At 55.6% G+C, this 13,059-nt stretch carries 11 protein-coding genes; 7 read left to right on the top strand and 4 right to left on the bottom strand.

Annotation, left to right across the window (positions count from 1 at the left end):
* The first annotated feature begins 171 nt into the window (after positions 1–171).
* The 6 genes from AC22G1_RS20185 to AC22G1_RS20160 all read left to right on the top strand — a co-directional run bounded on the left by AC22G1_RS20185 (position 172) and on the right by AC22G1_RS20160 (position 7,354).
* The gene (locus AC22G1_RS20185) at positions 172–1,797 is read left to right on the top strand and encodes an ArnT family glycosyltransferase (protein WP_487314947.1); all 1,626 of its coding nucleotides are present in this window, start codon (positions 172–174) and stop codon (positions 1,795–1,797) included.
* Between the two features lie 308 nt (positions 1,798–2,105).
* On the top strand, positions 2,106–2,285 hold the full coding sequence (locus tag AC22G1_RS20180; RefSeq protein WP_487314946.1) for a hypothetical protein: 180 nt from the start codon (positions 2,106–2,108) through the stop codon (positions 2,283–2,285).
* Between the two features lie 18 nt (positions 2,286–2,303).
* Positions 2,304–3,614, top strand: coding sequence for a radical SAM protein (locus AC22G1_RS20175; RefSeq protein ID WP_487314945.1), 1,311 nt, complete (start codon positions 2,304–2,306; stop codon positions 3,612–3,614).
* 15 nt (positions 3,615–3,629) lie between these two features.
* Positions 3,630–4,814, top strand: a complete 1,185-nt coding sequence (locus tag AC22G1_RS20170) for an aKG-HExxH-type peptide beta-hydroxylase (RefSeq protein ID WP_487314944.1) — start codon at positions 3,630–3,632, stop codon at positions 4,812–4,814.
* The gene (locus AC22G1_RS20165) at positions 4,807–5,214 is read left to right on the top strand and encodes a hypothetical protein (protein WP_487314943.1); all 408 of its coding nucleotides are present in this window, start codon (positions 4,807–4,809) and stop codon (positions 5,212–5,214) included. Before AC22G1_RS20170 ends, AC22G1_RS20165 begins: the two co-directional genes overlap by 8 nt.
* Positions 5,201–7,354, top strand: coding sequence for a peptidase domain-containing ABC transporter (locus AC22G1_RS20160; protein WP_487314942.1), 2,154 nt, complete (start codon positions 5,201–5,203; stop codon positions 7,352–7,354). The genes AC22G1_RS20165 and AC22G1_RS20160 overlap by 14 nt, the downstream gene beginning before the upstream one ends.
* 243 nt (positions 7,355–7,597) lie before the next feature.
* Here AC22G1_RS20160 and AC22G1_RS20155 read toward each other — a convergent pair whose 3' ends face one another.
* Both AC22G1_RS20155 and AC22G1_RS20150 read right to left on the bottom strand, forming a co-directional pair.
* Positions 7,598–8,521 carry a CE1 family esterase gene (locus AC22G1_RS20155; RefSeq protein WP_487314941.1) on the bottom strand — a complete coding sequence of 308 codons (924 nt, stop codon included), beginning with the start codon at positions 8,519–8,521 and terminating at the stop codon, positions 7,598–7,600.
* A 326-nt stretch (positions 8,522–8,847) separates the two neighbouring features.
* Complete coding sequence (locus tag AC22G1_RS20150; RefSeq protein WP_487314940.1) at positions 8,848–9,342, bottom strand: hypothetical protein; 495 nt, start codon at positions 9,340–9,342, stop codon at positions 8,848–8,850.
* 319 nt (positions 9,343–9,661) lie between these two features.
* Here AC22G1_RS20150 and AC22G1_RS20145 point away from each other — a divergent pair, with 319 nt between their 5' ends.
* Entirely contained in the window at positions 9,662–10,240 is a 579-nt protein-coding gene (locus AC22G1_RS20145; protein ID WP_050659686.1) for a YceI family protein, read from the top strand.
* A 47-nt stretch (positions 10,241–10,287) separates the two neighbouring features.
* On the opposite strand, the gene AC22G1_RS20140 is transcribed toward AC22G1_RS20145, so the two are convergent.
* Both AC22G1_RS20140 and AC22G1_RS20135 read right to left on the bottom strand, forming a co-directional pair.
* The gene (locus AC22G1_RS20140) at positions 10,288–11,061 is read right to left on the bottom strand and encodes an alpha/beta fold hydrolase (RefSeq protein WP_487314939.1); all 774 of its coding nucleotides are present in this window, start codon (positions 11,059–11,061) and stop codon (positions 10,288–10,290) included.
* A gap of 102 nt (positions 11,062–11,163) precedes the next feature.
* Positions 11,164–12,969 carry a DUF885 domain-containing protein gene (locus tag AC22G1_RS20135; protein ID WP_487314938.1) on the bottom strand — a complete coding sequence of 602 codons (1,806 nt, stop codon included), beginning with the start codon at positions 12,967–12,969 and terminating at the stop codon, positions 11,164–11,166.
* Positions 12,970–13,059 lie beyond the last annotated feature (90 nt).

The raw sequence follows: 13,059 nt of genomic DNA, 5'->3' as shown, positions 1-13,059 counted from the left end.
GTAAGGCTTGGGGGTAAGAAGCCAACCACAAAGAATAGTTCAATTTTAAAATAAAAGAGCGCCGTCGCACATTGTCATGAAAAATACATTTAGAATCTACACTCAAATCCTAACGCTTTCTTAAGATTTGATTCCTAGGGTAAACAAAAAATAGCAAAGGCTAAGGCTTGCATGATCCAACAACGAGAATCCTCTCTACACGCAGCAACCATTGAGCGCAGCAATGAATTGGGGGCCGATATCGGCTTATTTGGCCATCGTCAGGGGCTATTGGTGCTCTGGTTGATGGGGCTGGCGGTGGTCTGTGTCCGGTTGCTGGCCTTTCCCCTGCTCCCGGTAGACGAAACCCGCTACCTATCGGTGGCTTGGGAGATGCACCAGTCATCCAACTGGCTGGTACCGCATATCAACGGCGAACCTTACCCGCAAAAACCGCCGCTGATGTTCTGGTTGCTCAATATCGGCTGGCTACTGGGCATTGGCAGTGATTTTCTGTCGCGGCTTGTGGTGCCGATGGCGGGGTTGATGAACGTGCTGGCGCTGCGGGCCTTGATTGTCAGCGTTGCTCCCCGCCAGCAACAGTTGGCTGCCCTTAGCCCCTGGTTGCTGCTGGGGGCTTTCTCCTGGCAGGTCTTCATGGCGCTGACCATGTTCGACATGCTGGTCTGCCTGTTTTTGCTGCTGGCGTTAACCAGCCTGTTCAAGGCTCAGCAAAACCGCTATTGGGCAGTGGTGAGCGGCATTGCGGTGGGCCTTGGCATGCTGACCAAGGGACCGGTCTTTTTGCTTTATTGGTTGCCCATTGGCCTGAGCGCTTTTTACTGGCGGCCCGAGCATCTGGCGTTAAAGCGCTGGTACCAAGGCCTGGCGGTGGCGACGGTAGTCGGTATCGCGGTGATATTGGCGTGGGCCATTCCGGCCGCTATGGCTGGCGGCAGCGATTACGCCCAGGCCATTTTCTGGAAGCAATCGGCAGGCCGGGTGGCCAATGCCTTTGCCCACACCCGCCCCTGGTATTGGTACCTGACGTTGCTGCCGCTGTTCTTGCTGCCTTGGATAGCCATGCCTTTTTGGAAGGGCCGCATCGCTGCCGCGCCATGGCAGCGCTTTGTGCTGTGCGGCTTTTTGCCGCAACTGGTGATATTTAGCATCATCAGCTCCAAGCAATTGCATTATCTCATTCCCACCTTCCCCTTTGCGGCGGTCTGGTTGGCCGGAAAATGGCTGGAGTTGCCCGGGCGCCGCTGGGGCTTTATGGCGCTGTTGGTGGCCTTTGCGGCGGCTATCGGCTTTTTGCCTGAGTTGCTGGCCCATTCCTTCCCAGGCACCGCCGTGCCGGGCGCGATGCGCTGGTTGGCATTGTTGCCGCTGCTGCTGGCGGCCTGGGTATACCGGCGGCCCTTTGCGATGCTGGTGGCCTTCCCGCTGACGGTGCAGCTGCTGTTGTGCTTGGCCGGGCCGGTGATCCGCCCCTATTACGACTTCAAACCCTTTGCCCAGCAGATAACCCAGATGCAGGACCAAGGCATGCCAGTGGCCTATATCGGCCACTACGCTAACCAGTTCCGTTTTTTAGGGCGCGGCGATAAAGACCTGGTAACGCTGGGCAAGCCCGCTGACGTGCAAGCCTGGGCCAGCCAGCACCCACAAGGCCTGTTGGTGGCAGTGGTCAAAAAGCCCAGCGAGCAGATGCGCCACCTTGCCACCGAGGTTTACCCCTATCGGACCCGGTTCTTCGTGCTGATGCCAAGCCGCGATTGGTTGATGCTCGATACCGCCGCCGAAGACGAGGAGTAATGCCATAAGCCCATTGCCCGGCTTCGGCCGGGCATTGCAAATTAGCGGTGTTAGCCAAAGCTCCAACTCTTTTATCAGAGCGAACCTTACTTCAATCCTTGCCAAACAATCACATAGGTCAAATTTAGCCGGTATCGCCAATTGCTGTTTAGGCGTTTGGCGCCGCTAAATTTTTAGATGACGATCACATAAAGCCCTAGGCCTGTCTTTTGATACAGGTTCGACGTAATGTCACCGTTGTTAATGTTTTGTTGCCGTCTTAAGGAGTGTCGGCATCAACCCATTGATAATACGTAAGGGAATAAAAAATGAATTTACAGGAAAAACTGGCTCAGCGCCTGAATGTATCTGCCGAAAAGCAAAATGAAATCGTTGAGCTGCGTGAAGAGCACCTGGAAATGATCAGCGGTGCCGCTGCCCATGGTTCAGCCCATGGCTCCGGTCACGCTTCTGGCCACCTTTCTGTTGGTAAAGAAATCGCCGAGTAATTATTTGGCGTTAAAGGTATGGAGTATGTCCATACCTTTTTTAAAATTAATAAAGTAAAAGCAGGAGAAATTATGCCGTCGCCAAGGAAAGGTATAGATATCGTACTTAAAATATCTGAAAGGTGTAATTTGGCCTGTACCTATTGTTATTTCTTCTTTCAGGAAATGGATACCCATAAAGAAAATACCGCTGTTATTAAAATGTCTACCGTTGAGCAACTGGTTGTATTTGTCCGGCAAGCGGTAGATGAAATAGGCCTTTCGTCAGTGAATATTGGTCTACATGGCGGTGAGCCGCTACTGATGAAAAAAAGCCACTTTGAGAATATCTGCCGCACCCTTGCTGAGGGGATTAAGCCCTATTGCTCGTTGAAGTTAATGTGCCAGACCAACGGTACCTTGGTTGACGATCAGTGGCTTGCAATCTTTGAAAAATACCAGGTCCATGTAGGGGTCAGTATCGATGGTCCCAAAGCTATTCATGATAAAAGCCGAATCGACCACAACGGTAAAGGCAGCTACGACGAGACGGTCAGAGGCATTCGGATGTTGGCCGAGGCGGCTAAAAGTGGCCGTATTCCCTCTACCGGTGCATTGTGCGTAGCCAATGTAGAAGCCGACGGGGGCGAGCTGGTCAAACATATGCACCAAGAGCTTGGCATCAAGAACTTCGATCTGCTTTTCCCAAGGGAAGGCCATGACAGCTCGTTAAAGCAGCAACAGGATAAATGGATCCGCTATTTTAACGAGGTACTGGACTACTGGTCGGAGAATCAAAAAAATAACAAGCTTTACATGAATACCCTTAATCGTATTCTGGAAATGATGTTGACCGAACAGCATGCGGAATGCCTGGATGAGTATAAATCCATGCAGCACAATATCATCAATGTCAGCAGCGAAGGCCAGCTTGGGGTGGACGATAATATCCTGTCCTTGGATAATGCGCTGCTTGACAAGAATGTCACTATTTTTAATACCTCGCTTAACCAGTTTCTAAGTAGCCAGCTTTGGCAATCTCTTATTACTGCCATTGATGAAAAACCCCAGGGATGTGACGGCTGTGAATGGTTCCGCTCATGCCGAGGTGGTGCCCTTTTCAACCGTTATCAACGAGGTAAAGGTTTTAAACAAAACACGGTATTTTGCGAGACCATGGATTTTATCCACAACTATATTGCGCAGTATTTAGTGGATAAGGGGCTCTCTCTTGAAGAGTTGAGTAACGTGCTTTCCAAAGATCCTGGGTATCTGGCAAAAAATGGCTTGAATACCACTATTGCCAGAGCCGCAGCCAGAGACGTCGAGATTATTCGTGTCAGCTTGTGAAAAAGGACTTTCAGCATGACCACCATTACCCAGTTTTCTCTTCCCGCTGCCGGCGAAGATAATGCCGATCTAGTGGGGCTGTTAGCGGCCTTTCAAATGCAATCGGCAGCTAACCGGCTCCAAAAAGAGTTTTTAAGGCTGACCGGCAAAAACGATGAGGCAACCGGGTCTGTGTTGGCGGCATTGGAGGGAGTTGACCCTAAAAGCCATTTTTTCAGGCCCGAAGTGGGCTGCCTTTTGAAGATCTTCAGCTTGAGGGAAATTACCCTCGAGATGCTGATGGATATTCGTGCGCAGCTGGTGATCGCTGCCAGCCTGATAGGAGTGCTAAGTGATATCGATATCGGCTTTAGCACCGCCAGCCAGCTGCTGCTCCAGGGCAAGCTGTTGGCGCCGGGTCGTTACCACTTGTCGGTGACCGCGAGCCGTATCAGGGTGTCGGGCGATGGCCTTGATACGCCGTTCGTTGTAGACAAACTGGCCGAAAGCGGTGTTTTTACCGGCACTTTGGGCGAGAGCGACGCGGTGATAGCGGTGGCGGATAAAGTTATCTCCTTGGGCGACCTCAATCCCGATTTCTGGGCGTTTTGGGCTGACTCGGTAAATGAGCCATGTCACAGTCCCCTTGCCACTGGCCAGCTTGAAGCGGCGTTGAGTCTCCTTGGCCAGCATATTCCCCATTACCAAAGATGGGTGACAAACGTCCTGCATAAGGTCATTCCCGTTTGTCGCCCGGCACAAGATACCCTGGCTAGCGCGTCCATTCGGTATCGATTTGGGGCGGTGGAGATCGCCTGCCCGGCGTCACCTTTTGAAACCTTGGAAATGCTGATCCACGAATGCTCGCACCAGTATTTCAACCTGGCCCTGTGCCTTGAGCCCCTGGTGTCGGAAAACGCCCCAGCGGTGTATTCCCCGTTGAAAAGCAAAGAGCGGCCGCTCTTTTTGCTACTGACCGGTTATCACGCCTTTGGCAACGTTATGCTGGCTTATTCGTCGTTAAAGGCCGCCGGTTTTGAGGCGTCGCTGGCCGACCGGGACAAGAAAGCCATTTACTACATGCGGGAGTTATCCAGCGGCTTGGAGGCCAACCGCGCATATCTCACCGAGCTGGGCCTGAGCCTGTATCTGCCGCTTCGGGAAGCTCTGCTTCGCATCCCCGAGGCCGTGGCGATGGAGTTGGTGCCTGACCATGGATAACGCCAATCTTTTTCTGGAAAAGGCCAGGGAGCACTACAAATACCGGCTGCTTGGTGAAGTCAGTGTGGTCAAACCCCTGCACCTTGCCCTGGTGCTTTGCCTGCCGCTGCTGTTGGCAGCATTACTGGTATTGGGGTTCCTGTTTATCACCGTCACCGTGCATCTAAGTGGAACGGTGCAAAAGCTGCCTGGCCAGCAAGGTAGTGTGATACAGCTCTTTGAACCCGTGAACGGCACCATTGTAGCGCTCTCTACTGAAGGCGGCGTTCAGTTGAGCCATTGGCAGTATTGCGACAAAAACCAGCGCTGCCTGGTGATTCAAGACTTGGGTGACAGCGCTAACCAATCTGGGCGCGTTTCCCTGGTCGCGAAAAAGAGGCTGATCAATGAAATTATTTAGCTGGTCTCGGTTGCCCATGGTGTATCAAACCGAGTCCTCCACCTGCGGCTTGGCCTGCCTGGCTATGGTGATGCAGTTTCATGGCAAAGCGGTTTCTATTACCGCCATCCAAGAGGCCCATCCGGTTTCGCTTAAGGGAATAACCCTCAAACAGGTTGTCAGCATTGCTAACCGATATGGCCTCATCAGCAGGCCGGTCAAAATCGACGTCGATAACCTGGCCAAGCTGGCACTCCCGGCCATTTTGCATTGGGATTTCAATCACTTTGTTGTTCTTAAAAGCATCAAGGGTGGTAAATTTCTGATCCACGATCCGGCCCTTGGGGTCCGGAGTTTGAGCCGTGAAGAGTTTTCTCGCCACTTTACCGGTATCGCTCTGGAAATCAGGGCTGGCGGCGAATTCTCGGTTGCGCCCCAAGGCGGCCGCCTAGGATTTCGTTGGTTGCTTGGCAATACCAAAGGGGTTCGCTCCTTGCTGGCGCAAACCCTCTGGTTGACCTTGTTTCTGGAAGTCTTGGCGCTGGGTAGCCCGCTCTTTATCAAGCTGGCGGTAGACCATGGCGTGCAGCTGGGAGACCTGGCCTTTATCAAATGGTTGTCCATCGGCTTTGTGCTGCTGGTGTTGTCGCAGTTTTTGCTCAGTATCATGCGCGACTACGTTGGGGTTTATCTTGGCACTCGGTTTAATCAGCAGTTTGTGCGCGGTGTGTTCGTGCATTTGCTGTCGTTGCCGCTGTCCTACTTTGAGAAGCGCAATGTCGGCGCCCTGATTGAGAAGTACCACTCTACCGATCAGCTAAGGAGCTTGCTGACATCCAACTTTGTCAGCGTGGTGCTGGACGGCGCCATTGCGGTGGGGGTTTGTGCCGCCATCTTCTTTATCTCCCCGGTGCTGGGGGCCATCACCTTGGGGTCATTCTCCCTGTATTTTCTGCTGCGCTGGTATTGCTCAAAAGAAACCGGGCTGCGCCTTAGGGAGAAGATTAAGGCCAAGGAAATTGAAACCGGCATCGTGATAGACACCCTGCGCAGCATGTCGCCCATCAAAATTTTTGCCAAGGAAGATGACCGCCTGGGCATATGGCAGAACAAGTACCAGGCCCTGATGGCCTCCGAGGTAAAGCTGGCCAATTTCATCAACCTCCAGAACGGCCTGCGCATCCTTGTACTGGGGGTAGACACCGCCCTTTGTATCTACTTTGGCGGTGGCTTGGTGATCGGTGGCGCCATGGGCATCGGTACCCTGTTCGCGTTTTTTATCTTCAAAGGGCAATTCGCCGTTAAAGCTAACTCCTTGATAACCAGCCTGTTGGATATCAAATATGTCAGCGTCTATCTCGATCGGTTGTCCGATATCGTGTTGGCAAAGCCCGAGGGCAGCGACCTTGGCAAAGGGCTGGAGCCCGAACAGCCCGCCGGAGCACTGGCCTTTGACGATGTTGCTTTCTCTTATGCCGTGGCCGACCAACCGGTGCTGGCCAATGCCAGCTTTACCGTGCAGCCCGGTGAGTTTGTGGCCATTGTCGGGCCCTCTGGCACCGGCAAGACCACCCTTATCAAGTTGGCCCTAGGCCTTTATTCACCGGATGCTGGCCAAATTACCCTCGACGGGGTGCCGGTGGCCGAGCATGACAGCGGCTGGTATCGGCGCCAGTTTGGGGTGGTAATGCAGGATGATCGGCTATTGAGTGCGTCGGTAGTGGATAACATCTCATTTGAAGATCCCTGGGCGGACTTCGAGCAGGTGCAGGTAGCGGCCAAACAAGCCAATATCCATGACGAGATCATGAGCATGCCGATGAAGTACAACACCCCCATCGGTGACCTGGGCTCTACGCTTTCAGGCGGGCAAAAGCAGCGGATTTTGTTGGCCAGGGCCCTTTATCACAACCCCAAAATTCTGTTTACCGATGAAGGCACCGCCAACCTCGACAGCGAAAATGAAAGGGCGGTCCTGGACGAAATAAGCCGGCTTAACCTGACCCGGCTGTGCATTGCTCACCGGCCCGAGACCTTACTGCGGGCTGACCGGGTGCTGCTATTGCAAGATGGCCAGGTTAAAGAGATAAGCAAGTCTGACGCCATGGGCCTGCATCTTAGCGACGCCGAGCCGGTGGCGCTGCGCCAAGCCAAGGGCTGAAGGGCGGTAAAGCCTGCCAGCATCGCTGCTAGCCTGGCTCAGCTGCCAGCGCTGCTTTGCATTTCCTGCTGCAAAAACGCGATAAAGCGCTGGGTCTTGGCCGGCAGCAGGCGGCCCAGGTAGTGCATCATCCCCAGGTTGTTCAGTCTGAATGGTCCCTTCAATAGCTTCTTTGGCGGCAGCGCCCAGGATATACCCGGCATTGGGGCCTGACGGCAAAAGTCCGCCAAATGGCGGACTTTTTCATGGGCGCTTTGGCAGCGTTAGGAAGAAGTCGGCGATAACGGCGCTGGCGTCGATTTGCCGGCTGGGGCGGCCGGTAATAAAGGGGTGAAAGGGTTGATTACCGCCTGGCCAAACGTGGCCACCGCCAACAACGGTCAGCACTTCAACTGGGCTACTGGTCGGGCAGTCCTTAAAACGCTGGCGCTCGATGCGGGTGCGATCAAACCTGGCCTTGGCCGGTAATGGCTCGCTTGCCCCTGGGCCTTGGCAGCCGTTGTGCTTGGCCCAAAAGGCGGCGGTGTCGGCCACCGAGCTAACCAGGCCGCCTTCACCGCGGCCGTTGAAGTCTTTCACGGCGCCGCCGGCAAAGGGCATGATGGGGTCGGCATCGCCGTCTATCTGCAGTACCGCCACTTTTTTAGCGGGATGGCAGCGGCCAATCAGTTCGCTGGGCAAGGTACCGGCCACTGGCGCTATGGCAGCAATTTGGCTGGCAAGCTCGCAGCCTAAGCGTTCGGTAAAGAGAGCGCCGTTGGAAATGCCGGTGGCAAAAATTCGGGCCTTATCCACCGGATAACGCTGCGCTACCTGGGCAATCAGTGCCGCGACAAAAGCCACGTCGTCTTGCGGGTTGCGGATGGTTGAGCGGCCATCGTTCCAGTGTTTATCAATACCGTCGGGGTAGAGCACGATAAACCGATGCTGCTCGGCCTGCTGGTCCAGCAAGGAGATCTTTTCCATGCCAAGGCCCTGCATGCCGCCGCCGTGAAAGGCCAGCACCAGTGGGAAGCCTGACGGTGGTGCGGCCCCTGGCGGTAACTCGATAAGGTAGCTGCGTTGCTGCTGCCCAACCAGCAGGCTACCGCGACTGGACTGCGCCCACGACACAGTGGCCAATAGGCTTAGCGCCAGGGCGAGGGCCGTTTTAAAAATGCTGTTCATGCTGCTACCACCGATAAGAGTCGCGCTTAGCTTATTACCTTGAGCCAATCTTTTATAGAAAAGCCGGTGATAACCGGTACCTGTCAAATCACGGCTGGGGCCGGAGCGCTACGGGTAGCATCCCTGTAACCCCTTGGTGAGCCCAACTGCGACTTGCCGTCTGCGACGGCTGACAAATCCCGGCAGGCCCAATGCCATGCCGGTTTTAAAGGGGAGATGGAAAGGTGAGCTTGCTAGGCGGAGGGCTCCAGATGGCGCAGGAGGCTGAGGTACCCAACTAGTCTTATTTCTATCATTAAAATCTATATTTTTAAGTTTAGTTATATTTATTTTCTATGATTGGCAGGCAAGGCTAAGCCGTGATGGGCTACCTGCTTTTCCCGGTGGCGAAGGTGCCTGTGAGAGCCGTTTTTATCGTTGGCTGGCGGCATCTTTTGGGCGACGGATTTCGCGGCGCTTGGAATGGCGGCAAAGCGGGCTTTTTTGAGCTCGCCCAGGCCCTTGAGGTAGTCAAACCAATACTGCTCGCCCAATACCGCCACTCCGCCAATAAGGGTGGCGATGGCCACGGTCAGTATGATGCCGATGGCCAGCCCCAGATGCCCCGCCATTTGATCTATCCCCCAAAGCAGGGTCGCCAAGGCCAGGGTGGCCAGCAGCCATAGCGTGATGGCCAGGGCGCCCTTTTGCTGCAACAGGCGCCAGCGCTGGCACAGGTTCAAGGGGGCATGGCGCCAGGGGATGGTGAGCAGGGCGCTGGGTAAGTGAGGAAGCCGATTGTCTGGCAACGCTTGGCGTGGTGCGGTGCGACGTAGCTGCATAACCTTATCCATGGTTAATTATTTGTTAAGAGTTTTGTGCGGGTGCGCGGTTTTGTCCAGTGGTTAACACTGCGAATTTGCCGAGGTTTTTGGCGATAAAGTTTGGCCAGGAGGCTGGGTTGCTTATTTTGCGCGCTCTTGGCCTGTGGCTGCTCTGGCTGACTAAGAGGGAGGTGAGGGGCTAACGTTCTACCCAGTCGAAAGGTAGCGTGAATTTTTAGCCATTGTGATCGGTGTTGTCGACATTACCATCGTAAAAGATCACAGATGCCTGCACGTCTAACGCGCCAGGCGAAGCAAAGGCAAAAAGGAGAGAAGGATGTTTCGTAAAACCAGTCTGGCGTTGATGTTGGTAGCCGGTTCCCTGAGCATGAGCGCCATGGCGGCCACCAAGGCCTACCAGATTGACCCCACCCACACCAGCGTGGTGGTGTCCTGGAACCACTTTGGTTTTTCCAACCCGACCGCGTCTTTTTCTGATGTGAGCGGCACCATCAACTTCGATGAAAAGAACCCTGCCAAATCCAACGTGGAAGTGTCCATCCCGGTTAAAACCGTTGATACTCGCGTACCGGCTCTGACTGCCGAGTTCATGGAAGCCCCTTACTTTGAAGTGGCCAAGTTCCCGACCGCTACCTTCAAAAGCACCAAGATCGTTGCCAAAGGCGGCAAGAAATACGATGTGGAAGGCCAGCTGACCATCAAGGGCATCACCAAGCCGGTGGTACTGCACGCCACCCTGAACAAGGCCGGTGAGCACCCCATGGCCAAAGTGCCGGCAGTGGGCTTTGACGCCAGCACCGTTATTAAGCGTACCGATTTCGACCTGGGCCAATACGTGCCTTACGTCAGCGACGAAGTGACCCTTGAGATCACCACCGAAGCCGAAGCCAAGTAAGGTTTTAGGTAAGAAAAAAGCCTGTCGGATGACAGGCTTTTTTGTTTTTAGTCCATGGCCTTGTCGTTAAGGGCCTGGCGGGCGGCCTCTTCTATCAAGGCGGCCACTTGCTGTGGGTGGGATTCATACACCGAGTGGCTGGCGCCGGCGATTTCAATGGTGTGGGCATGGGCCCGCTTGGCGTACATGCGCTCTAGGTCGGGGTTAATGATTTTGTCCATCTTGGCCACGGCGTACCAGGTGGGCTTGTGGCGCCAGGCCGGCTCGCCCGCTACTGCTGCGAACACCGAAGCGTTGGTCCATTCCTGGGCATCGGCTTCAAAGTTGGCCTGGGCTGTGGGCAGGTCGGCAGCAAAGTCGGCCGGGTAATTGGCCGGGGCTATGGTCAGGTAGCCATCGGCAGATTTTCGCAGTGGCTTGGCGCTATTGGGAAAGCGCTTGCCGTTGGCCTTTTCGGTCTCGCCCTTATCCAGGGCATGGGCGGCGATATACACCAATCCTTTGACCTTGGGGTCGTTACCGGCATCGGTGATGATGGCGCCGCCATAGCTGTGGCCCACCAGTAATACCGGGCCAGGCAGGGCATCGATGGTGCGTTTAACGGCCGTAACATCGGCGCTGAAGCTGGTCAGGGGATGCTCGGCAATGCTGACCTGGTAGCCGTCCTTGGTCAGGATGTCGTACACCGGCTTCCAGCCGGCGCCGTTAACAAAGGCTCCGTGTACCAGCACAATTTCTTTGATGGGCTGGGTTTGTGCCTGGCTGGCACCACTGAATAAGGTCAGGGCCAGGGTAGAGGCACCAAGGACGGCTTTTAGCATGGTCTTACTCCGCTTCGTTGGGGAATGCGAGGGTAAGACGTGGCAGCGGCGAGACTATTCCCCGGCATAAAAAAAACCGGCCTAGCGGCCGGTTTGTGCGGGTTAGGCTTTTTGCTGGCTCGCTATCCACTGGTGGATATGGTCGTCCAGCACGGCCAGGGGCACGGCACCTACACCCAGCACCTGATGGTGGAAGGCGCGGATGTCGAACTTGTCGCCGAGGGCGGCCTTGGCCTCGTCACGCAGTTTTTCGATATCGCGGCGGCCCAGCATGTAGCCCAGGGCCTGGCCCGGCAGCGCCATGTAGCGCTCCACTTCGCTTTGAATGTCGGCATCGCTCATGCTGGAGTTGTCGCGCATGTAGGCAATGGCCTTGTCGTGGCTCCAGCCCTTGGCGTGCAGGCCGGTGTCTACCACCAGGCGCATGGCGCGCAGCAAGGCGTCGGAGAGGTGGCCGTAATACTGGTTGGGGTCTTGGTACAGGCCCATGTCCTTGCCCAGGGTCTCGGCGTAGAGGGCCCAGCCTTCCACGTAGGCGTTATAGCCGCTGAACTGGCGATAGCGGGACTGGGTGCCCTGCTCCATCTGCAGCGCAATTTGGAAGTGGTGGCCCGGTGAGGCTTCGTGCAGCGACAAGGTGGTGATGCCGTAGATGGGCTGCACTTTCAGGTTGTAGATATTGGCGTAGAAGATGCCTTTGCGTTTGCCGTCTGGGGTGCCGGGCTGGTATTCACCGGCGGCGGAGTTGGCGGCGCGAAAGGCCTCGGTGGCCCGCACTTCGTAATCTTGCTTGGGCATCTTGTCGAAAAAGCGCGGCAGCTGGGCGTCGACCTTGGTTTTGAGGTCACGAAAGGCCTGCAGGGCTTGTTCAGGGGTCTTGAAGTACTCGCTTGGGTCGTTTTGCATGTGGGTAAAGAGCGCATGCAGATCGCCCGGAATGCCCAGCTCTTGCTGCACCTTTTGCATCTGGCCGTGGATGTCGTCCACCAGTTGCAGGCCCAGATTGTGGATTTGGTCGGCGCTCATGTCGGTAACCGTGGTCTGGGAGCGGATCTCCCAGTCATACCAGGCTTTGCCGTCCGGCAGGCCGCCCCAGCCGTCGCTGTCACGACAAGCCGCCAGATAACTGCCGGCGATAAAGTCGTGCATTTTCTGGTAAGCGGGCACCACCTGGTTGGTGATGGCGGCGCGGTAGGCCGCTTGCAGCCGGGTTTTGTCAGCCTCGCTGAAGCTGGCCGGCAGGGCCTTGATGGGTTCCCAGAACAGGCTGTCTTCGGGGCTCGCCACCACCATGGCCTGCAGCTGCGGTAGCAACCTTTCAGCCAGCACTTTGGGCAATACCACCCCTTTGCTCATGCCGTCTTTCATGTAGCCGATCTCAAGGTCGGCATTTTGTGCAAAACCGTCGATTTTCTTTAAGAAGGCGTCGTAGTCGGCCACGGTGGCAAAGGGCTGGGCGCCGGTGCCGGAGCCCAATTGGGCGAAGGTGGCAAAGTCGTTATAGAACTGGTTAATGGGCAGCAGTTCGTTGGGGAAACGCTCGCCGTCTTTGGCCAGGTTCAGGTCGAAATTCAGCATCTCAAAGGTGGTGCGCTGCTCGCCAGAAAGGTGGCTGGGGTCCACCGCCGCCAGTTTATCCAGGTATTTTTTAGTCAGCGCCCGCTGGGCCTGGAAGTGGGCCGGGGTTTGCAGGCAGTACTGGTCGTTGAAGCGATAGTCCCCCAGGTACACCCCCATACAGGGGTTGAGCTGCAGGTTGTCTTCAAAGTACTGGTCGGCAAGGGCGGTAACATCAACCTGGGCTTTGGCCTGGCTTTGCTGAGGGGCCGAGGTGCTGGCCTCTTTGGGGCCACAGCCGCCAAGGGCCAGGGCCATGGCCGCTGTCAGGGCGGCGATACGAATGGACATGAGCTTTCTCCCTAAAAACCAGCATCTTGCGGCAATGTGCCCTCACCCTACCTGAATTGACCTGCCGCAGAGAAGTGCGATTTATCACGG

This window comes from Gallaecimonas zhanjiangensis (assembly GCF_057624825.1).
This window is presented reverse-complemented; position numbering and strand designations above follow the sequence as displayed.